The sequence below is a fragment of the Streptomyces sp. NPDC096193 genome (assembly GCF_040302905.1).
Lineage (GTDB): Bacteria > Actinomycetota > Actinomycetes > Streptomycetales > Streptomycetaceae > Streptomyces.
Map to the genome: position 1 here is coordinate 296476 of NZ_JBEOSJ010000003.1, position 20271 is coordinate 316746.

General features: G+C 71.3%; 17 protein-coding genes and 1 riboswitch. Of the genes, 9 read left to right on the plus strand and 8 right to left on the minus strand.

The window, feature by feature from the left end; all coding sequences use genetic code 11:
- Positions 1–2 precede the first annotated feature (2 nt).
- Entirely contained in the window at positions 3–446 is a 444-nt protein-coding gene (locus tag ABTX78_RS06815) for a cupin domain-containing protein (protein WP_340474841.1), read from the minus strand.
- Between the two features lie 70 nt (positions 447–516).
- Here ABTX78_RS06815 and ABTX78_RS06820 point away from each other — a divergent pair, with 70 nt between their 5' ends.
- From ABTX78_RS06820 to ABTX78_RS06830, 3 genes are all read left to right on the plus strand, one after another.
- Positions 517–1305, plus strand: a complete 789-nt coding sequence (locus ABTX78_RS06820; protein WP_352205723.1) for a class II aldolase/adducin family protein — start codon at positions 517–519, stop codon at positions 1303–1305.
- Positions 1306–1443: 138 nt separating this feature from the next.
- Positions 1444–2685, plus strand: coding sequence for a hypothetical protein (locus tag ABTX78_RS06825; protein WP_502993793.1), 1242 nt, complete (start codon positions 1444–1446; stop codon positions 2683–2685).
- 123 nt (positions 2686–2808) lie between these two features.
- On the plus strand, positions 2809–3333 hold the full coding sequence (locus ABTX78_RS06830) for a DoxX family protein (protein ID WP_352205725.1): 525 nt from the start codon (positions 2809–2811) through the stop codon (positions 3331–3333).
- Here the strand turns inward: ABTX78_RS06830 and ABTX78_RS06835 are convergent.
- Both ABTX78_RS06835 and ABTX78_RS06840 read right to left on the minus strand, forming a co-directional pair.
- Complete coding sequence (locus ABTX78_RS06835; protein ID WP_352205726.1) at positions 3240–3515, minus strand: hypothetical protein; 276 nt, start codon at positions 3513–3515, stop codon at positions 3240–3242. The genes ABTX78_RS06830 and ABTX78_RS06835 overlap by 94 nt on opposite strands.
- A complete protein-coding gene (locus ABTX78_RS06840; protein WP_352205727.1) occupies positions 3502–4794 on the minus strand; it encodes a PspC domain-containing protein in 1293 nt (430 codons plus the stop codon). Before ABTX78_RS06840 ends, ABTX78_RS06835 begins: the two co-directional genes overlap by 14 nt.
- A 140-nt stretch (positions 4795–4934) precedes the next feature.
- Between ABTX78_RS06840 and ABTX78_RS06845 the strand changes: the two genes are divergently transcribed.
- The 3 genes from ABTX78_RS06845 to ABTX78_RS06855 all read left to right on the plus strand — a co-directional run bounded on the left by ABTX78_RS06845 (position 4935) and on the right by ABTX78_RS06855 (position 8210).
- On the plus strand, positions 4935–6230 hold the full coding sequence (locus ABTX78_RS06845; protein ID WP_352205728.1) for a PspC domain-containing protein: 1296 nt from the start codon (positions 4935–4937) through the stop codon (positions 6228–6230).
- Entirely contained in the window at positions 6227–6916 is a 690-nt protein-coding gene (locus ABTX78_RS06850; protein ID WP_352205729.1) for a LuxR C-terminal-related transcriptional regulator, read from the plus strand. The genes ABTX78_RS06845 and ABTX78_RS06850 overlap by 4 nt, the downstream gene beginning before the upstream one ends.
- A gap of 70 nt (positions 6917–6986) precedes the next feature.
- Positions 6987–8210, plus strand: coding sequence for an alpha/beta hydrolase (locus ABTX78_RS06855; RefSeq protein ID WP_352205730.1), 1224 nt, complete (start codon positions 6987–6989; stop codon positions 8208–8210).
- A 109-nt stretch (positions 8211–8319) separates the two neighbouring features.
- On the opposite strand, the gene ABTX78_RS06860 is transcribed toward ABTX78_RS06855, so the two are convergent.
- Positions 8320–9378, minus strand: a complete 1059-nt coding sequence (locus ABTX78_RS06860) for a C40 family peptidase (RefSeq protein WP_352205731.1) — start codon at positions 9376–9378, stop codon at positions 8320–8322.
- A 338-nt stretch (positions 9379–9716) separates the two neighbouring features.
- On the opposite strand from ABTX78_RS06860, the gene ABTX78_RS06865 reads away from it, so the two are divergent.
- A complete protein-coding gene (locus ABTX78_RS06865; RefSeq protein ID WP_340474853.1) occupies positions 9717–10070 on the plus strand; it encodes a hypothetical protein in 354 nt (117 codons plus the stop codon).
- A gap of 98 nt (positions 10071–10168) precedes the next feature.
- Here ABTX78_RS06865 and ABTX78_RS06870 read toward each other — a convergent pair whose 3' ends face one another.
- The gene (locus ABTX78_RS06870) at positions 10169–11368 is read right to left on the minus strand and encodes a C40 family peptidase (protein WP_352205732.1); all 1200 of its coding nucleotides are present in this window, start codon (positions 11366–11368) and stop codon (positions 10169–10171) included.
- A 2-nt stretch (positions 11369–11370) separates the two neighbouring features.
- A riboswitch (cyclic di-AMP (ydaO/yuaA leader) is annotated at positions 11371–11534 on the minus strand.
- A gap of 352 nt (positions 11535–11886) precedes the next feature.
- Between ABTX78_RS06870 and pcrA the strand changes: the two genes are divergently transcribed.
- A complete protein-coding gene (gene pcrA, locus ABTX78_RS06875) occupies positions 11887–14364 on the plus strand; it encodes a DNA helicase PcrA (protein ID WP_352205733.1) in 2478 nt (825 codons plus the stop codon).
- Positions 14365–14486: 122 nt separating this feature from the next.
- Here pcrA and ABTX78_RS06880 read toward each other — a convergent pair whose 3' ends face one another.
- Both ABTX78_RS06880 and ABTX78_RS06885 read right to left on the minus strand, forming a co-directional pair.
- Positions 14487–16148: a M23 family metallopeptidase gene (locus ABTX78_RS06880; protein ID WP_352205734.1), complete on the minus strand. Its 1662-nt coding sequence runs from the start codon at positions 16146–16148 to the stop codon at positions 14487–14489.
- 235 nt (positions 16149–16383) lie between these two features.
- A complete protein-coding gene (locus ABTX78_RS06885; protein ID WP_352205886.1) occupies positions 16384–17352 on the minus strand; it encodes an esterase/lipase family protein in 969 nt (322 codons plus the stop codon).
- A gap of 373 nt (positions 17353–17725) precedes the next feature.
- Between ABTX78_RS06885 and icmB the strand changes: the two genes are divergently transcribed.
- A complete protein-coding gene (icmB, locus tag ABTX78_RS06890) occupies positions 17726–18139 on the plus strand; it encodes a coenzyme B12-dependent isobutyryl CoA mutase small subunit (RefSeq protein ID WP_313944600.1) in 414 nt (137 codons plus the stop codon).
- Between the two features lie 495 nt (positions 18140–18634).
- On the opposite strand, the gene ABTX78_RS06895 is transcribed toward icmB, so the two are convergent.
- Positions 18635–20254, minus strand: coding sequence for a DUF5691 domain-containing protein (locus ABTX78_RS06895; protein ID WP_352205735.1), 1620 nt, complete (start codon positions 20252–20254; stop codon positions 18635–18637).
- Positions 20255–20271 lie beyond the last annotated feature (17 nt).

The following is a 20271-nucleotide window of genomic DNA, read 5'->3' on the forward strand; positions in this document are numbered from 1 at the left end:
CGCTACGACGGCTTCTCCAGTTCGAAGTCGTCGTAGTGGAAGCCCGGCGAGACGACGCAGGTCACCAGGGCCGGCTCCGTCCCCGCCGGGTCCGCCGACTGCCAGGTGCCGGCGGGCACCAGCAGCTGCGGCATCTCGCCGGACTCCACCGACGGGCCGAGCCTGAGCGTCGTATCGTGCGACGGCTCGTCCCCGGTGCCGCCGAGATGCAGCCGCAGCGGACCGCCGCGGTGCCACAGCCACAGCTCGTCCGACCGCACCCGGTGCCAGCGCGACCGCTCGCCGGGGTGCAGCAGGAAGTAGATGCCGGTGGCGTACGCCCGCTCCCCGGGGTAGCCGGGCGGGGTTGTCTCGCCGGGCGTCCGCCAGGTCTCCCGGAACCATCCGCCCTCGACATGGCGCTCCAGCCCGAGCAGGGGAACCAGCGGAGAAGTGTGTTCGCTCATGGAGCGCATTCTCGCGCAAGGGGCGTGAAGTCTCTGGTCAGTTGCGGTACCCGGAGGTAGCTTCCGTGCCATGACTGAGACGCCCTCGCCGATACCGGTTGACCAGCTGCGATTCGCCCTGCCGCCCGTGCACGAGACCGTCGCGGACGAGCGGGCGCACCGCAAGGAACGGCTCGCGGGGGCGCTGCGGCTTTTCGGGCGGTTCGGATACGAGGACGGGGTGTCCGGGCACGTCACCGCGCGGGACCCGGAGTTCGCGGACTGCTTCTGGGTCAACCCCTTCGGTGTGCCGTTCGCGCACGTCACGGCCGGAGACCTGGTGCTGGCGAACGGCCGGGGACAGGTCGTCGCGGGGCGCCACCACGTCAACCAGGCCGCTTTCGCGGTGCACGCCCAGGTCCACCGCGCACGGCCCGACGTCGTCGCCGTCGCCCACACCCACTCCGTGCACGGGCGCGCGTTGTCGGCACTCGGTGAGCTGGTCGAGCCGATCACCCAGGAGGCGTGTGCCTTCTACGAGGACCACACGCTGATGGACCGCTACACCGGTGTGGTGGTCGACGAGGAGGAGGGCCGGCGCATCGCCGAGGCGCTCGGCCCCCACAAGGCCGCCGTCCTGCGCAACCACGGACTGCTGACCGTCGGCGACTCGGTGGACGCCGCCGCCTGGTGGTTCATCTCGATGGAACGCTGCGCACAGGTGCAGCTCGCGGCGCGGGCGGCGGGCAAGCCCGCACTGATCGATCACCGTGACGCGGTGGCCACCCGCGAGCAGCTCGGCACCGATCTGGTCGCATGGATCAACTACCAGCCGTTGTGGCAGCAGATCAGCCGGGCGGAACCCGGGCTTCTCCAGTAGTCTCCCGTCAACGTGGCGGCGCCGCATTCACCCCCTGTGGCCTCGGGCGCCGGAGCGCGCGCCCCTTGCGTACGGCACAATTCCCTGGAATTGCAAGGAAGTTCGGTCGACGTGGGGCTCGGAAGGCGGCAGACGTTCGTGGCGGTGCAGGAAGCGGGACAGTGCGAGGAGTGCACGCACGGCGCACGCGAGGGTCATCGGCGCGCGGTCGCCGCGTTTCTCGCCCGGCGGGACGAACTGGCCGCGGGGCAGGGGCTGCCCGCCGGGGTCGCCCACTCGCCGGGCGCTTCGCGCCAGTGGGTGTCGGACGAACTGACGCAGTCGGCACGCGGAGTCGCCGACCGCAGCCGTGAAGCCGGCGACGCCTGGCTCCAGTTGATCTGGCAGCGCTCGGTGATCGCCGTGTGGGCGGCCGTGGTGGCGCTGGCGCTCGGACAGAGCGTGACGGCGATAGGCGCGGGCTGGACCCCCGCGCGCACGGCGGGACTTCTCGCCGCGGGCCTCTTCGGCGCCCTCCTGACCGTCACGGCCCGGTTGCACCGGGCCCGCGGCGGTCTCCTGGCGCCCCTGATCGGCGAGGACAACCGTCTCTCCACCTCCCGCGCGGTCGCCGTCACCTGGGTCCTGCTGGTCGCCTACGCCGTCCTGGTACTCGCCTTCGAGCTGGCGCTCGCCTCCGCCCCCACCCGGCGGGACACCCTGCTCGACGGCCTCCACCTCGCCCGGGGCGCGGGTCTGCTCTCCGTCCTCGCCCTCACCTGCGCGATCGCCGTCGCCGTCCGCCGAGTGGTGGCCCTGCGCGTCGTGAGCCGGAGGCTTCAGAAGGTGCGCGCCGACCGGCCGCGCCTGGCCGACCTCCTGTGCGACGACAGCGGCCGCGGCAGCTTCGCGGACGTGCAGTACGTCCTGGTCGGCGCGGTCGCCATGGTCTTCACGCTGGTGTGCCTCGCCCGCAGGCCCGAGCGGCTGCCCGATCTGCCGTGGGGCCTCGCGCTGCTGGTCGCCGTCTCGGCGCTGACGTACTTCGCGGGGAAGTACTCGGAGGGCGGCAGGCCGGTCGTCTTCTCGGTCGTGCGGGCGCGCGAGGCCGGGGACCTGGACGCCCCGATCCGTACCGGCGACGACATCGAGATCCGCGGCACCGGCTTCGTACCGCCCGGCGCGGGCGCCCCCGACAGGCTCGCCCGCTTGGTCGTACGCATCGGCACGGTCCACGTCCATGTCCCCCTGATCCCGGTCCCCGGCGGCTTCGCCAACCCCACCGACACCGTGCTGACCGTGCCGGTCCCCGTTGAGGTCGAGCCCGGACGGGTCGAGGTGCAGGTGGTGACCGCCGCCGGCGGTGAGAGCAGCCCGGTCGTCATCGATGTGACCGACTGATCCGCCCGTCACGGGCGAGCGCTCCCAAGGTGGTTGTCACGGAGTGAGCCGCATGCCTGGTGAGCCGCGCGGCCACGACGTACGTATGGTCAGTTGACGGGTCAACCGAAGGCGGGACCAGGGATGACACACACGTATCGGACGACATCCGGCTACGGCACGATCGACGGCGGACACCACGGCGGCTGGAGGGAGCGGGCGAGCCGGTACGCCCTGCTGCCCCTGCGGATCTTCCTCGGCGTGACCTTCATCTACGCGGGGATCGACAAGCTCACCGACAGCCAGTTCATCGCGGCCGGCGGCACCGGCTCGATCGGGGACCTGATGCGCAGTGTGCGGGACAGTTCCGCCGTCCCCGGGCTCGTCGACCTCGCCCTCAAGAGTCCCGAGAACTTCGGTTACGCGATCGCCTTCGGAGAGCTCGCCGTCGGCACCGCCACCCTCGTCGGACTGCTCGCCCGGCTCGCCGCGCTCGGCGGCGCGCTCATCTCGCTGAGCCTGTGGCTGACCGTCAGCTGGCAGACCGAGCCGTACTACTACGGCAACGACCTCGCCTACCTGATGGCCTGGCTGCCGCTGGTGCTCGCCGGGGCGTCGGTCCTGTCCGTCGACGCCGCCATCGCCTCGCGACGGCGGCGCACGCTGTAGTCCACCAGACCCACCGCCCCGGACAGGAACAGACCGCCGAAGACCACCGGGAAGACCACGAACCACGGGATCTGCCAGGTGCCGGCCGCATCGCCCCCGTACAGCAGGGCCGCGGCCAGCACCGCCAGACCCGCGACCACCTTGCCCGGCCTGAACGCATGCCGGATGTCACGACGCGGCACGGGTCACCTCCACCTGTCCGACGCCCACTTCGAGGCGCAGCTCGATCGTGCCCGACGGCTCGACCCCGGCGGGTGGCGACAGCGTCCGCTGCCGCTGCTGACCGGGCTGGACGTCGATGTCGTTCTTCGCGTCACCGGGCAGCCTGATGTCGCCCAGTCCGACCTCGGCCCGCAGCTTCACCGGGGCGTTCCTCGGGACGACGACCTTCACGCCCCCGGCCCCGATCTCCACCCGTGTCGAGAGGGTCTCGCCCGCGGGGACGGCGGCCGAGGAGAGGTCGAGGGTGCCGATGCCCGAGCCGAGTTCGTACCGCGGCTCGACGGCCGCGACCGAGGCGGGCTTCCAGTCCGTCCGCGCCCACTCGGTGCTGATGTCCTTCGGGAGCGCGGCGGCGCCCGCCAGCAGCACCGCCGTGATCCCCGTCATCAGCACGGTGCCGAAGCCGGTACGGCCCAGCACCGAACTGACCAGCAGACCGAGGCCGAACACCGCGAGCGCGCACACCAGACCGATCTGCAGGCTCGTGCCCAGCGGATGGGCCTGCCAGCTCAGTGCCGTGCCCGCACCACCGGCGGCCAGGGCGAGTAGGAACACCGTGCCGCCGATGCCGCGCGGACCGCGCGCACGCGCCCGGACGGGGCGGTCCCGCCGCGTCTGGACCGCTTCCCCGAGCGCCGACTCCGGGCCCCACAGATAGCCGGACGGCACCGGCCCCGTCGTGCCGTCCTTGACGATCGGGTCGCGCCACCAGGACGGACTTTCCGGGGCGGGCGGCGCCTTCGTCTCCGGCGGCGCCTCGGCGACCGCGTGCGCCGTCGCCGGATCCAGCGGCGCCCCCTCGGGGAGGACGCTGCGGCGGCGCTGCGACCACACGGCCGCGCCGGCGGCCGCGACGGACAGGAGCACGGCGAAAGCGATCGTGCCGCCGTTGTTCAGCATCGTGAGGAACAGCCCGCAGCCGATCAGGGCCAGGAACACCGCCGTCAGGGACGCGCCCTCGACCCGGCCCGACAGCAGCCGCCGCCCCTCGGTCTCGTCGTCGTCCTCCTGCGGGATCAGCAGCCAGGCGAAGCCGTAGAAGATCAGGCCGACACCGCCGGTCACCGACAGCACACCGATCACGATCCGGAAGATCACCGGATCGAGGTCGAAGTAACGGCCGAGACCGCCGCAGACGCCCGCCAGCACCTTCTGGCGGGGTGTGCGGCGCAGCGGCGCGTCGGGGTGCGCCTCGGGCGCCCCTTCCCGAGTCGACTGCGGCGTGGTCGGCGAAGTCATGCGTCCATGGTGACGGGCGCCCGGCGCGAACGGCACCCGGGCCGACCCTGGCCGTCCCCTGATATCCGCTCCCGCACTCAGGGTCGGATTAAGGGACGACCCTGATACCGCCGTGTGCCCCCGCGTGTGACGATCGGGTCATGCCAGTCGCCACGCCCCGAGCAGCCGGACCCTCGCGCGCCATAGCGCCGGAGGAGGTGCCGGTGCGCAAGCTGTACCGCAGCGCCGACGGGCGGATGCTGGGCGGCGTGGCCCGGGGCCTCGCGGGACACCTGGGTCTGCCGGTCGTCTGGGTCCGGCTGGTCTTCCTCGCCCTGTTCCTCTCCAACGGTCTCGGAGTGCTGCTGTACGCGGTCTTCTGGATCGTCGTGCCGCTCGGTGTCGGCGGCAGGGCGGCCGAGCCGCGCTCCGTCTTCGAGACCACCCACGACGGCAGACGCAAACTGCGCAAGCCCGACAAGGGGCAGCTGTTCGCGATGGCCGCGCTCCTCATCGGTGCCGCGATCTTCGCCCAGAACATCGACATGGGCGGCAGCGCCAACCGCTACATCTGGCCGACACTGCTGATCGGCGCGGGTGTGGTGCTGGTGTGGCGGCAGGCGGACAACGCCCGCCGGGCCCGCTGGACCCAGGCCGCGGGCCGCCGCCGCAGGCTGCTCCAGGTGGGCCGGGCGCTGGCCGGCGTGGCCCTGGTCGGCATGGGCCTGACCGTCTTCATGGTGGTCCGAGGCTCGGCCGCCCAGCTCGGCAACGTCCTGACCGCCGCCATCGCGGTCATCGCCGGAGTCGCCCTGCTCGCCGGGCCCTGGCTGGTGCGGATGACACAGGACCTCTCGGAGGAGCGGACGATGCGCATCCGGGCGCAGGAGCGCGCCGAGGTGGCCGCGCACGTCCACGACTCCGTCCTGCACACGCTCACCCTGATCCAGCGCAACGCAGACGACGGCGGCGAGGTCCGCCGTCTCGCCCGCGCGCAGGAGCGGGAGTTGCGGAACTGGCTCTACAAGCCCGAGGGCACCGGCAAGGAGGAGGACGAGGAGCCGGACACGCTCGCGGAGGCGGTGAAGAAGGCCGCCGCCGAGGTCGAGGACAAGCACGGTGTCCCGCTGGAGGTCGTCGTCGTCGGCGACTGCCCTCTCGACGAGAAACTGAGCGCACAGATGCAGGCCGCACGCGAGGCAATGGTGAACGCGGCCAAGTACGGTGGCGAGGGCGGGGCGGTCCAGGTCTTCGCGGAGGTCGAGGGCCGTACGGTGTTCGTCTCCGTCAGGGACAGGGGGCCGGGCTTCGATCTGGATTCCGTACCGCGCGACCGTATGGGCGTCAGAGAATCGATCATCGGCCGTATGCAACGCCACGGCGGCACGGCGCGGCTCACCTCGGCACCCGGCGAGGGGACGGAAGTGGAGCTCATGATGGAGAGGGCGGACGGATGACCGAGGCTGCGGGAGAGAGCGCCGAGCGGCGGGCACGGGTGGTGCTCGTCGACGACCACCGGATGTTCCGCACCGGTGTGCAGGCGGAGATCGGGCAGACCGAGACCACGGGCGTGGAAGTGGTCGGCGAGGCCGCCGACGTGGACCAGGCCGTCACCGTGATCACCGCGACCCGGCCCGAGGTCGTCCTGCTGGACGTCCACCTCCCGGGCGGCGGCGGGGTCGAGGTGCTGCGGCGCTGCGCCTCGCTGATGTCGGCCGCGGACCGTCCCGTACGGTTCCTGGCGCTGTCCGTCTCGGACGCCGCCGAGGACGTGATCGGCGTGATCCGCGGCGGCGCCCGCGGCTACGTCACCAAGACCATCACCGGCACGGACCTGGTGAACTCGATCTTCCGGGTGCAGGACGGCGACGCGGTCTTCTCACCGCGGCTGGCCGGCTTCGTGCTCGACGCCTTCGCCTCGACCGACGCACCGCCGGTCGACGAGGACCTCGACCGCCTCACCCAGCGCGAGCGCGAGGTGCTGCGGCTGATCGCGCGGGGTTACGCGTACAAGGAGATCGCCAAGCAGCTGTTCATCTCGGTGAAGACGGTCGAGTCCCATGTCTCCGCCGTCCTGCGCAAACTCCAGCTGTCGAACCGTCACGAACTGACCCGGTGGGCGACGGCGCGACGACTCGTCTGACAGCCGTTGTGAGGTAATCGGTACATAGCCGGGCAACCGCCGGTGCCGAGTTCACCTCTTGCTGTGCGTGATGAATCTGACGGGGAACACCTTCTTCGTGATCACGATCGTCCTGGTCGTGATCGCCGTGCTGCTGCCGCTGCTGCTGTGGAGCCGGCTGCGCGGACCCGCGGTCGTGCGGGGCGCGTGCCGGCTGTTCATGGTGGTCTTCGCGCAGGCCACGGCCGTTCTCATGGTCTTCGTGTCGGTGAACAACTCCAACGGCCTCTACGGCAGCTGGGACGACCTGCTCGGCACGTCCAACCATGTGAACAACGCGGTCGACCTGGGGCCCAGCGGGACCGGGGGCCGGCAGATCGCCGCGCTGCCGAAGGTGCGCCAGACCTTCGAGAAGGTCGATGAGCCGGGCCTCGGCGACGGCCTGCGCCGCACCTACCTCAAGGGCACGGTCTCCGGCGTGGAGGGCGAGGTGTACGTCTGGCTGCCGCCGCAGTACGACGACCCCGCGTACCGCGACAAGCAGTTCCCCGTCGTCGAACTGCTCGCCGGCTTCCCCGGCTCCTCGAAGAGCTGGTTCCGCGCCATGAAGGTGCAGTCCCGGATCCAGCCGCTGATCGAGTCGGGCGTGGTCGCACCCTTCATCCTCGTCTCGCCGCGCACGATGCTGCTCGGCGACAAGGACACCGGATACGCGAACGTCACGGGCACGGTCAACGCCGACAGCTGGCTGACCGTGGACGTGCGCAAGATGGTCGCCGACAACTTCCGGGCCTCCCTGGCACCCACGAGCTGGGCGATAGCCGGCTACTCCGCCGGCGGCCACGGAGCGGCCAAACTGGCCCTCGCCCACCCCGACCGCTACTCCGCCGCGGTGAGCCTGTCCGGCTACAACGACCCGGCGGCGGAGAAGACGTCCATCACCGGCGCGGACCCGAGGCTGCGGCGCGAGAACGATGTCCTGAACATCCTCATGGCGGCGAAGACGCCTCCCCGCGTCTCCCTGCTGGCCACGGGAGAGGGCGCGGACGGCTACCTCCCGGGCCTCGCACTCCGCGACGCGGCGAAGCCCCCGACGAGGGTCGAGGTCCGGGCGACGGTGGGCGGTCACATCACACGGGTGTGGGGAGCTGAACTGCCGTACGCGTTCCGGTGGCTGACGCGGGAGATGGGCCTGGAGGACGGGACGCCGGGGCAGGGCGGCCTCGGCGGGGGCGCCGGGCGACAGGACCGCCCGGAGGCAGAGGGGGCAGAGGTGGACGAGCCGTCGGGAGCCGGCGGGGGGATGCTGGAGTGAGGACCGGCGCTGGTGGGTGTGAGCCCTGGGACGGGCGCTCGCGGCCTGCCCCTGTCACGGGCGCTCGTGGGTGAGGCACTTCGACCACGCCCGCCGATGGTCCCGGCCCTCACGACGGGCGCGTCGCCCCCGCGAACGGCATGTCGTCGATCGACGCCACCCGGACCGGAGCGCCCGGACGCGGTGCGTGGATCATCTGGCCGCCGCCGATGTAGAGGCCCACATGGCTGATGCCCGAGTAGAAGAACACCAGGTCACCCGGGGCCAGTTCGGACCGTGACACCCGCCGGCCCGCGTTGATCTGCGTGTACGTGGTCCGGGGGAGCGAGATGCCGGCCGAGCGCCAAGCCGCCTGGGTGAGGCCGGAGCAGTCGAAGGCGGACGGGCCGGTCGCTCCCCAGACGTACGGCTTGCCGAGCGCCCCGTAGGCGTAGGCGACGGCCTGCGCGGCGCGGGAGTCGGGGGCCCGCAGGGCGCCGCGAGGGGCCGTGGAGCGGTCGGCGCGCGCGGTGGACGCGGATTCCCCGTGCCCGGACCCCGCGTCGTACGAGGCGCGCTGTTCGGCCGTGAGCCGGTCCAGCATCCGCTCGGCGGCGGAGAGTTTGCCCTGCACGGTCGCCTTGTGGCGGGCCAGTTCCGCCTGCCGGTCCTTCAGGCTCTCCATCCGCTCGCCGGCCTGTGCCCGCAGCCGGGCAATCTCCACCAGCTGCTGGTGCACGCCGGCGATCGCGGCGGCCTGCCGCTCACCCGTGCGTTCGACGAGCGCGGCCCGCTCCAGGTACTCGTCGGGGTCGGAGGTGAGCGCGAGTTGCAGGGCGGGGTCGATGGTCCCGGCGCGGTACTGGGCGGTGGCGATCGAACCGAGCGCGTTGCGCGAGGAGTTGAGGCGGTCGGTCCTGCGGGCGGCCTCGTCGCGCAGCCGCTCGACCGATGTACGCAATGCCGCGGTCCGCTCCTTGGCCCCGTTGTACTTCTCCGTGGCCACCTCCGCCTCCTGGTACAGCTTGTCCGCCTTGTCCTTGGCCTGGGCCGGTGTGAGGGCGGGTTCCGCGTGCCCGACCCCCTCGAAGGCGGTCGCGGACGCCGCTCCTGCGAGCGCGATGGTGGCGGCGGTACGGGCGGCGGGCCCGGAGAGGAGATGCTGCTTGGGTTTCCGGTGCGCGGCCACGGGTGCGTGTACGTCCTTCCGTCATCCCTGCGGGTCGGGGTCCGGCGGCGGCCCGCACAGGGGAGCGGTCCGCCGCCGGATCTCTCGGCGTGACGGCCGACTGCCGCCCGGGCTGCGGCGGCGGTGGGGAGTCGGCCATCTGAGGCAGGACGCTAAACCTGGGGGTCACGGCGGGGAGAGGCAAGGACCGAATGTGCCCGAAGGTGGCCATCCCGCTGCGCTTTCTGCAAGCCGGTCCCGCCCGGTCGCGTCCTTTCTCCGCGCCGCTGTGACCGATGTGCCGAATGAGACTCACCCGGCCTGAAGGGGGTGATATGGCGGGAGTTAGGCTCCGCCGCATGGACGTACTCATCAATGTCTTCGTCGCCCTGCACATCATCGGCATCGCGTCCCTGCTGGGCGGCTTCCTCACGCAGATGAAGGCGATGGCCGAGGGGACGGCGCGCTTCAGCCCGGCGATGCTGCACGGCGCGCTGACGATGCTCGTCACGGGTGTGGCGCTGGTGGGCCTCAACCAGGCGGACGACCAGACGGTGAACAACCTCAAGATCGGCATCAAGCTGGCGGTGCTGGTGGTGATCCTGGGTCTGGTCTACGTCAAGCGGGACGAGGAGTCGGTGGAGAAGCCGCTGTTCGCCGCGGTGGGCGGGCTGACGGTCGCGAACATCTTCATCGCCACGCTGTGGACGTGAGCGCGCCGCACCGGACATGAGAGCGCCCGGGCTCCGGGCGCTGGGGGCATGAGAACGCCCGGGCACCCTCGGGCCCGGGCGTCCGGTGTGCGGCCGGCTCAGGCCGGGCGAACACTGCCGTGGATCGGCATGGAGAAGATCGACTCCTCGCGGACATTCGACCCCGGCTTCGGGGCGTGGATCATCTTGCCGTCACCGATGTAGATGCCCACGTGGCTGATGTCGTCGTAGAAGAAGACCAGGTCCCCCGGGAGCAGATCCTTCGTCTCGACCCGCTTGCCCGTCTTCACCTGGTCCCAGGTCGTGCGCGGCAGGCTCACCCCCGCCGTCTTCCAGGCGGCCTGCGTCAGCCCCGAGCAGTCGTACGAGCTGGGACCGGCCGCGCCCCAGACGTACGGCTTGCCGATCTGGGCGCGCGCGAAGCCGAGGACCTTGGCGGCCTTGGCGGTGGAGGTGCCGTCGGAAGAACCGGAACCGGAACCGGATCCGGAGCCGGAGCCGGAACCCGTGCCGGTCCCGGGCGCCGTGCCCGTACCGCCGCCCTGGTTCTGCTCACGCTCCTTCTCCCGGCGCTGCCGCTCCGCCTCGGCCTTCGCCTCCTGCTCGGCCTTCTGCTCCGCCTTGCGGCGGGCCTCCTCCGCCTTCTTGCGCTCGATCGCGGCCAGCCGCGCCTTCTCCTCGGCGGTCAGCCTCGACAGCAGTTCGCGCGCCTCGGCGAGCTTCCCCTGCACGTCCTGCTTGCTGGTGCGCAGCGCCCGCTGCGACCGGGTGAGGGACTCCAGGCTCTCGGTCGCCGCGGCTCGCTGCTTGGCGGCGGCGGCCCGCTGGGTCTCGTAGTCGGCGATCACATCCCGCTGACGGTCCGTCATGCGGTCCATCAGCTGGGTCTGGTCGAAGTACTGCTGGGGGCTGTCCGCGAAGAGCAGCGCGGCGGTCGGGGTGACCGCGCCCGTGCGGTACTGCGCGGCCGCGTAGGTGCCGAGGACCTGCCGGGACTCGTTCAGCTTCTCCGTGCGCCGCGCGTTCTCGTCGAGGAGCTTGCCGACCTGCCGCCGCTTCTCCTCCGTCGCCTCTTTCACCTGGTTGTACTTCTGCGTCTCGGTGCCGGCCTGCCGGTACAGGTCATCGACCTTCTTCTGCACCTCTTCGACCGACGGCTTCGGGTCGCTCGGCGCCGCGTTGGCGCTCTGCGTCGACAGCAGCGTGACGGATGCGAGGGCTGCCGTCGTGAAACCGACGGCGGGGGAGGTCTTCACGGTTCGACTTCGCGTTCTGCGATGCGACGCCAAGGCCGACATCTCCTTCTTCCGTTGACCGCCTACCGGGTTAGCTGTCGGGTTCGGGCGGAACGGAAGATCGCCCTACGGACCGTGCTGGTGCGGGTCCGATTCACCCCGGTTGTGCATGGTGGGTCCCCGGTTCCGAACTTCTTTGGGAAAAGCTCGAATTCGGCGCTGACTGCCCGTTTGGCGTGGATCGCCGCGGGGGACGGGCTGCCTGATCGAGCACGCTAACCAACTCGTGTGGCTCCTGTGAAGGTTGATGTTCGATATGCCCGATACATTTTCGTGACCTTATCGATCGGGCGGTCGGCATGCTCGCCGAGTGACGCAATGCGTTCGAAAAGGTGCAGAGTGTGGCCGGAGTCGCGCGTGATCGGGTGCATCGGTGGTACGGGAGCGGACGTACGGCTTCGAACGCGCCGCGTCGTCCCGGCGCTCGGGGACGCACCGCCGTGACGCCCGGGCGGGGTCGCGGCGGCCGTATGGCAATGCGGCCGCGAGCTGTCAGTGCCGCGGCCTAGACTCGTAGAGCGATGAGCAGCCTCTTTGACGACAGTTTCCTGGCGAACCTCCAGCACACCTCGGAGGAGCCCCCGCCGCACCCCGAGGAGCCCGGAGACGGGCCCGGAGAGGAGATCCCGGACGATCTCTTCCAGGGTGCGTTCGACGTGCCCCCGGCCCGGGACGCCCACCACGGCAACGGCGCCCCGCGCACGATCGTGGACCCCGCGGCCCTGCTGGACGGACTGAACGAACAGCAGCGCGCCGCCGTGGTGCACACCGGATCGCCGCTGCTCATCGTGGCCGGCGCCGGTTCCGGCAAGACCCGGGTGCTCACGCACCGGATCGCTCATCTGCTGGGGACGCGCAGCGTCCACCCCGGCCAGATACTGGCCATCACCTTCACCAACAAGGCCGCCGGCGAGATGAAGGAGCGCGTCGAGCAGCTGGTCGGCCCGCGCGCCAACGCGATGTGGGTCATGACCTTCCACAGCGCCTGCGTCCGCATCCTGCGCCGGGAGTCCAAGAAGCTCGGCTTCACCTCGTCGTTCTCGATCTATGACGCGGCCGACTCCAAGCGACTGATGGCGCTCGTCTGCCGTGATCTGGATCTCGACCCCAAGAAGTTCCCGCCGAAGGCCTTCAGCGCCAAGATCTCGAACCTCAAGAACGAGCTGATCGACGAGGAGAGCTACGCCGACCAGGTCGGCGGAGGCAGCGAGGCCGAGGGCTCCGGCGGAGGCTTCGACAGGACGCTGGCCGAGGCGTACCGGATGTACCAGGCGCGGCTGCGCGAGGCCAACGCCCTGGACTTCGACGACATCATCATGACCACCGTCCACCTGCTCCAGGCGTTCCCGGACGTCGCCGAGCACTACCAGCGGCGCTTCCGCCATGTGCTGGTGGACGAGTACCAGGACACCAACCACGCTCAGTACACGCTCGTACGCGAGCTGGTGGGCACCGGGCAGGAGGACCTGCCCCCCGCCGAGCTGTGCGTCGTCGGCGACGCCGACCAGTCGATCTACGCCTTCCGCGGCGCGACCATCCGCAACATCCTCCAGTTCGAGGAGGACTACCCGGACGCGAAGACGATCCTGCTGGAGCAGAACTACCGCTCGACCCAGACGATCCTCTCCGCCGCCAACGCCGTCATCGAGCGCAACGAGAGCCGCCGTCCCAAGAACCTGTGGACGAACGCCGGCGCGGGCGCCCGGATCACCGGTTATGTCGCCGACACCGAGCACGACGAGGCCCAGTTCGTCGCCGACGAGATCGACCGGCTCACGGACGCGGGCGACGCGAAGGCCGGTGACGTCGCGGTCTTCTACCGGACGAACGCACAGTCCCGGGTCTTCGAAGAGATCTTCATCCGGGTCGGACTGCCCTACAAGGTCGTCGGCGGAGTCCGCTTCTACGAGCGCAAGGAGGTCCGGGACGTCCTGGCCTACCTGCGCGTCCTCGCCAACCCCGAGGACAACGTCCCGCTGCGCCGCATCCTCAACGTCCCCAAGCGCGGCATCGGCGACCGCGCCGAGGCGATGATCGACGCGCTCGCCCTGCGCGAGAAGATCACCTTCCCGCAGGCGCTGCGACGGGTGGACGAGGCGTACGGCATGGCGGCCCGCTCGGCGAACGCCGTCAAGCGGTTCAACGTGCTGATGGAGGAGCTGCGTACGGTCGTCGAGTCGGGCGCCGGACCGGCCACCGTCCTCGAAGCCGTCCTGGAGCGGACCGGCTATCTCGCCGAACTGCAGGCGTCGACCGACCCGCAGGACGAGACACGGATCGAGAACCTCCAGGAACTGGCGGCGGTGGCGCTGGAGTTCGAGCAGGAGCGGGCCGAGCAGGAGGGCGCGGGCACCCTCGCCGAGTTCCTGGAGAAGGTCGCGCTCGTCGCCGACTCCGACCAGATCCCCGACGAGGACGAGGACGGATCGGGAGTCATCACCCTGATGACGCTGCACACCGCCAAGGGCCTCGAATTCCCGGTGGTGTTCCTGACCGGCATGGAGGACGGCGTCTTCCCGCACATGCGCGCGCTCGGCCAGGCCAAGGAGCTGGAGGAGGAGCGCCGGCTGGCGTACGTCGGCATCACGCGCGCCCGCGAGCGCCTCTATCTGACGCGTTCCTCCATGCGCAGCGCCTGGGGGCAGCCCTCGTACAATCCGCCGTCGCGTTTCCTGGAGGAGATCCCGGGACAGCACCTGGAGTGGAAGCGCACCGGCCCGATGGCCGCGCCGGCCGGACCGACCGCCGGTATCGCGTCGTCGCTGTCGTCGTCGCGTTCCCGCTCGGGCGGCGGAGCGTCGGGGTTCGCCACCAGGCGGACGACCGACAAGCCGGTGATCTCGCTGGCCGTCGGCGACCGCGTGACCCACGACCAGTTCGGCCTGGGGACCGTCACCGAGGTGAAGGGGTTGGGCGCCGACGCACAGGCGACGATCGACTTCGGGGACGCCAAGCCGAAGCGGCTGCTGCTGAGGTACGCACCGGTGCAGAAGCTCTAGCGACGGGCAGAGGTGCCGGCCGGCTGCGACGAGCGGCCGGCCGGACCGCGTGGCTGCGGGAAGACGTGCGGTGTGACCGTGTCCGGCTGCTATACGGGGGGTTGGGCTACGCCGGTGTCGGGCTACGCGGGGTCGAGGCCGTGGCCGCGCAGCCACGGCAGCGGGTCGATCGCCGCGCCGCCGCCGGGCCTGACCTCGAAGTGGAGGTGTGGGCCGGTGGAGTTGCCGGAGTTGCCGGAGTACGCGATCACGTCACCGGCCTTGACCGAACCGGACCGGATCTTGGTGGTGCTCAAGTGGCAGTACCAGGTCTCGGTGCCGTCCGCCGCGGTCACGATGGCCATGTTGCCGTAGGCGCTGTTGTACTGCGTACGGACGGTGCCGTCGGTCGCGGCCATCACCTCGGTGCCGTACGACACCGGGAAGTCGATGCCCGAGTGCAGGGACATCCAGTTGACGCCGGCCTGGCCGTAGTAGGCGCTGAGGCCGTTCTGCTTGACGGGAAGCACGAACTTGGGGCGCAGCGCCTCGAGACGCTTGGCCTCCTCCAGGCGCTTCTTGCGGTCCGCCTCCTGGCGCGCCTTGAGGTCGATGCGCTCCTGGGTGCGGGAGGCGCGGTCGCCGAAGTCGCGGGCGTCGGCGCTGAGCGCGGCGAGCTGTGTGTCCATCTTGTTGTTCGCGGCGGCCGGCTGGACCGACGCCGGGTCGGCGGCAGCCAGGTTCTGGGTGCTGCCCTCCTTGGTCTCACCGCCGCTGAGGCCGCTGACCGAAGCGGCGGCGATGCCCGCGACGCCCATCACACAGGCGGACGGAACGGCGACGGTGAGGAGCGCGGAGCGCTTCGCCGGAGTGCGGCGACGGCCGCGGCTGCCGCCGGACCGGCGGACGGGGCGCGGCGTGACGGGGGCGGCACCGATGAGCGCGGGCTCGAGCTCCGGCTCCTCGACGGACTCGGCGTCCGTGGCCGTGCTGTCGTCGGTGTGCTGCTCGGCCTCGTGGTCGGTGTCGAACCCGGACCCGTACGCGGTGTCGTACTCGGACGCGTACCCGGCCTCCGACGCGTACTCCCCTTCCGGCTCGTACTCCGCCTCCGACTCGTACTGGCCGTTCTCGACGGCGGAGTCGTAGCCGGGCGTGGGCTCGGGCTCGTACTGCTCCGCGTACTCCTGCGTGTGGTTCGGGGCGTACTCACCGGAGAACTCCGGCAGCAGCTCGGTGCCGAACTCCTGCTCAGGCGTGAACTGTTGCGGCACGACGGCTGCCGCGCCCGTGTTCCAGGCGGTGGCGTCATAGGTGCCGGTCTCGTAACCCGGCGCCGCCCACTGGCCGGTGGCGTCGTACGAGAAAGTGGCCGCGGCCGTCTCGAACTGGCCGGTCTGCGCACCCTGGTTCCACGCGGAGGCGTCGTGCTGCGCGGTGGTGTCGTACTGGCCGCTCGGGTCGTAGGCGACACCGGCCTGCACCCCGGCGTCGTACTGCGCGGTGGTGTCGTACTGGCCGCTCGGGTCGTACTGAGCGGCGGTGGCATACGGGCCGTTGGCGGTGTACTGGCCGGTGGCCTCGGTGAACTGCTGGGCCTGGCCCGCCTGGTGCTGCGCGCCGTACACGTCGTAACCGGCAATGCCTGCCTGGTGCGACCCGGTGTCCCACTGGGACGAGTCGTACTGACCGCTGTGTCCGGCCTCGTGCCCCGGAAGCGCACCGAAGAGCGGGTCGGTTTCAAAGCTGCCGGAGGGGTACCCGTCATATCCGACGTACCCGGCGTGGGCGTGCTGGTCGTTCACCAACTTCTCTCTCGCCTCGGCAGCAGGACCTGTGTTCAGGGGCCGTGGTGCAGTCAGGTCCCGGAGCGAACGCAGTGGCGGCGACTGTACCCGGCGGTATGCAACGGCGACAATCTTCCGCAGGTTTTAGGCAATCAGGAAACGGGCATTCGGCCGTGTTTCGGCGGACTGTGGGCAGAGCTTTGGCCCTACGTTCGAAAAACGTTCGACAATCCGTAACCGCCGAGGCCGCGACTCAGGCAACCGAAACCGCTCCGGACGCGTCCGCCGACGACGTGCTCGTCTCGAGCGCCTGCCGGATGCCGGCGGCGACGGCAGGGTGGACCGGCAGGGCGAGATGGCCGATTCCGCTGACTTGCACGTTCTGGGCGATGAGGTCCGGATGGTCCACACAGGCCGTCTCGACGGGGACCATCAGCTGGTCCAGGTCGCTCCAGAAGCTCACGAAGCGCGTACGGCAGCCCGGCGCGGGCCCGCGCAGCTCCTCGATCAGGGCCGAGCCGGGTCGCATCTGCCGCACGATCGGGTGGGCGCTGGCGAGCGGGGCGACGGTCGTGCCGGAATGCGGGGTGCCGAGCGTGACGAGGGTTCGGACCCGCTGGTCGCCGCCGAGACACTGCACGTAATAGCGGGCGATGAGGCCGCCGAGGCTGTGCCCGACGATGTCGACCTCGCTGCGGCCGGTACGGACGCAGATCTCCTCGATGTGCCGGCCGAGCAACTCGGCGGCGGTGCGGATGTCGCAGGTCAGCGGGGAGTAGTTGAGGCACTCCAGATGACGCCAGCCGTGGCGGGCCAGCGAGCGGCGGAGCAGGACGAAGACGGAGCGGTTGTCGACGAAGCCGTGCAGCAGGACGGCGGGCGGAGGGACGGGTCCCGCGCCGGTCGGCAGCGGGGTGGCGGCGGGCACGGGCCCGCACTCGGGCCCGGCTGCCGGCTCGGCATCGAGAGGGCGCGGGTTGCAGGCGCCCTCGTCCTGTGCTGCGCGGAGGTCGTCGCCCGGCTCGGCGGCGCGGTCCTGCGACAGGCCGGGGCCCGGGCGCTCGGCGAACAGTCCATAGGGGTAGAGCAGCACGTGCCCGGCGAGGATCGCCAGCTCGAGGGCGGAGGCCTGGAGAAAGGTGACAGGAACTCTCAGGTTGCAGAGGCTTCGCAGGTGGCGCACGGGGCGCAGACTCAGGGAAATGAAGGGCACCGCCGTCATGGGCCGACCTCCGTACGGCACCGCGGAGACGACATCGTCCCCGTGTGCCCTCATGGGGGCCTCCGCAGGTACGACCTTGTGCCTTTGGCCCGGCGCCGGATGCCGGTATCGACACCGGGGACGGCGGCGGGCCAAAGGCAAAGGTGCCGTACCCCGGTGCCGCGCGGCTGACGGCTGGGGAGGTACGACCCTGAAGCGGCTCCCTTGTGGTCGTCCCCGTAGGCGGCTTGTGTGCCGCCCGGTACGGGTACGACGCTTAGCGAACTTGTCCCATGTGTGATTTCCCCCTCGCTGACCTCCGCGAAACGGTCGGGTGCGGGATGCTGGGGATAACGTTCGTTCACTGACGACGGAGTCAGGTGTGGAGGCAGTGATGGGTGTGACCGGTCCGATCCGCGTAGTGGTGGCCAAGCCGGGGCTCGACGGCCATGACCGTGGGGCCAAGGTGATCGCGCGTGCGCTGCGCGACGCGGGCATGGAGGTCATCTACACCGGGCTCCACCAGACGCCCGAGCAGATCGTGGACACGGCGATCCAGGAGGACGCGGACGCGATCGGTCTGTCGATCCTCTCGGGCGCCCACAACACCCTGTTCGCCAAGGTGATCGAGCTCCTCAAGGAGCGCGAGGCGGAGGACATCAAGGTCTTCGGCGGCGGCATCATCCCGGAGGCGGACATCGCACCGCTGAAGGAGCTCGGTGTGGCGGAGATCTTCACGCCGGGAGCGACGACGACGTCGATCGTCGACTGGGTCAACGCGAACGTCCGCGAGCCCGCTGGAGCATGACCCGAACGGCCCAGCGGCGGTGCCTCACGGCCGGCCTGGTGGGGTGCCGCAGGGCGCACGGCCGGGGCGTCGTGGGCCGTACGACCGAGGTGCCGTGGGCCGTACGACCGAGGTGCCGTGGGAAGGCCGATCGGGGGGCGCTCCCATCGGGTTGGTTGCTGCGGGCGACGGCTGGGACGAGATGCGTCCGAGTGCGTCACGGTCTGTGACAGGTCGCGGTCCCTGCCGCCGGTCGTCGCGCCGGGCGGCCCGTTCCCGTGGCCGTGGCGATGGGGGACTGGGCCGATCCCTGGTCCTGGCGGTGGCGGGCTGGGCCGGTCCCGTGTCCTGGCAGTGCGGGCTGAGCCGATCCCGTGGTCTTCGTCGGCTGCGGGCGGGGCCGACGCCGCGGTTTTGGCGCGGGCCGGTCGTAACCCCGCGTTCGTGGTCGGGTGCGGGCCGGGCCGGCCCCCGCGGTCCTGGTCCGTGAGGGGGCTGCCTCGTGACAGGGCCCCGCTATGCCGACGGCATCAGCTCCTGCCGCATCGCCTCCCGCAGCCTCAGCGTCGAGACCAGGCGCTGGAACGCCTCCGACCAGTAGCCCCCCGCCCCCGGTGACGCCCCCTCCACCTCGTCCGGGGTCGCCGTCAGCAGGTCGAGGCGGCCGGCCTCCGCGGGATCCAGACAGCGCTCCGCCAGCCCCATCACGCCGCTGAAGCTCCACGGGTAGCTGCCGGCGTCGCGGGCGATGTCGAGGGCGTCCACCACCGCGCGGCCCAAGGGCTCCGACCAGGGGACATCGCAGACGCCGAGCAATTGGAACGCCTCCGACAGCCCGTGCGCCGCTATGAACTGCGCGACCCAGGCCGCCCGCTCCTCCTGCGGCAGCGTCGCGAGCAGTTTCGACCGCTCGGCCAGGGACGACGTGCCGGGGCCCGTCTGCGGCGGGGTGCCCGGGGGGCCGAGCAGGGCGCGGGACCAGTCCGCGTCCCGCTGGCGGACCGCCGCCCGGCACCAGGCCGCGTGGAGCTCCTCGCCCCAGCCGTCCGCGACGGGCAGTGCCACGATCTCCTGTGCCGTACGCCCGCCCAGCCGCTCGTGCCAGACGGTCAGGGGCGCCGCCTCCACCAGCTGCCCCAGCCACCACGAGCGCTCACCCCGCCCCGTCGGCGGGGTGGGCACCACTCCGTCGCGCTGCATGTCCGCATCGCACTCGTGCGGCGCCTCCACGGCTATCGACGCGCTGCCGCCGTCCCCGCTGCGGTCCGGGCCCACGCACGACACCGCCCGGGCGGCCATCCGCCCGGCCAGCGCGGAGTGCGGCAGCGCGGAGAGGAGCTCGGCAGCCGTCGCCCGGACATTGCGGCTGCGGTCGGTCAGCGCCTGCTCCAGGAACGGCTCGTCCGCATCCGTCAGTCCGGTACGCAGGGAGTCGAGGAACATCAGCCGGTCCTCGGCCCGCTCGGTCGGCCAAGTGCCGGCCAGCAGAGTCCTCGCCCGGTCCGCGTCATGCGCCCGCACGGCCGCCAGCAGCGCGACCCGCTCGGCGAACAGGCCCTCCTCCCACAGCCGTTGCACCGCTTCCTCGTCGGTGAGGTCCGGCAGCAGGGCGCCGCCGCCCGACGAGCCGCGCAGCGCGAACTTCCACTCCGGATTGAACCGGGCCAGCCACAGCCCGCGCGTCCCGGCGAAGGCGAGTGCCTGCGGCCGCAGGTCGGTGCGGGCGCGGGCCGCGTCCAGCAGCGCGGGCAGCAGCGGCGGCGGTACCCGGTACCCCTGTTCGTTGGCCGCGACCAGCCATTGCGGCAGCAGCTCGGTCAGGTCCGGGGCCGTGCCTCTGCGGCCTCCCGAGGAAGGAGCGGAACGGTCGGCCAGCAGCTGCGCCAGCCGGCGCCGGGCCGGAGCCGGCAGGCGCCGGCGGGTGTCCTCCGGAGCGGGCTCCGGACGGGCGGCAGCCGGAGCCGGTACGAGACCCGCCCTGCGCCGCACGGTGTGGATCGCCGCGGCGTCCAGCAGTGCCGCGGGCGCTTCCTTCCCCGTGGCCGTCACCGCTTCCGGTGGTGTGCGGCGGTCGGTGCCGAGCAGCGCCGAGGTGACGAGCTCTTCCCACAGGGCGTCGTCGGTGATGCTGGTCATGGCGTCCTCCGTACCTT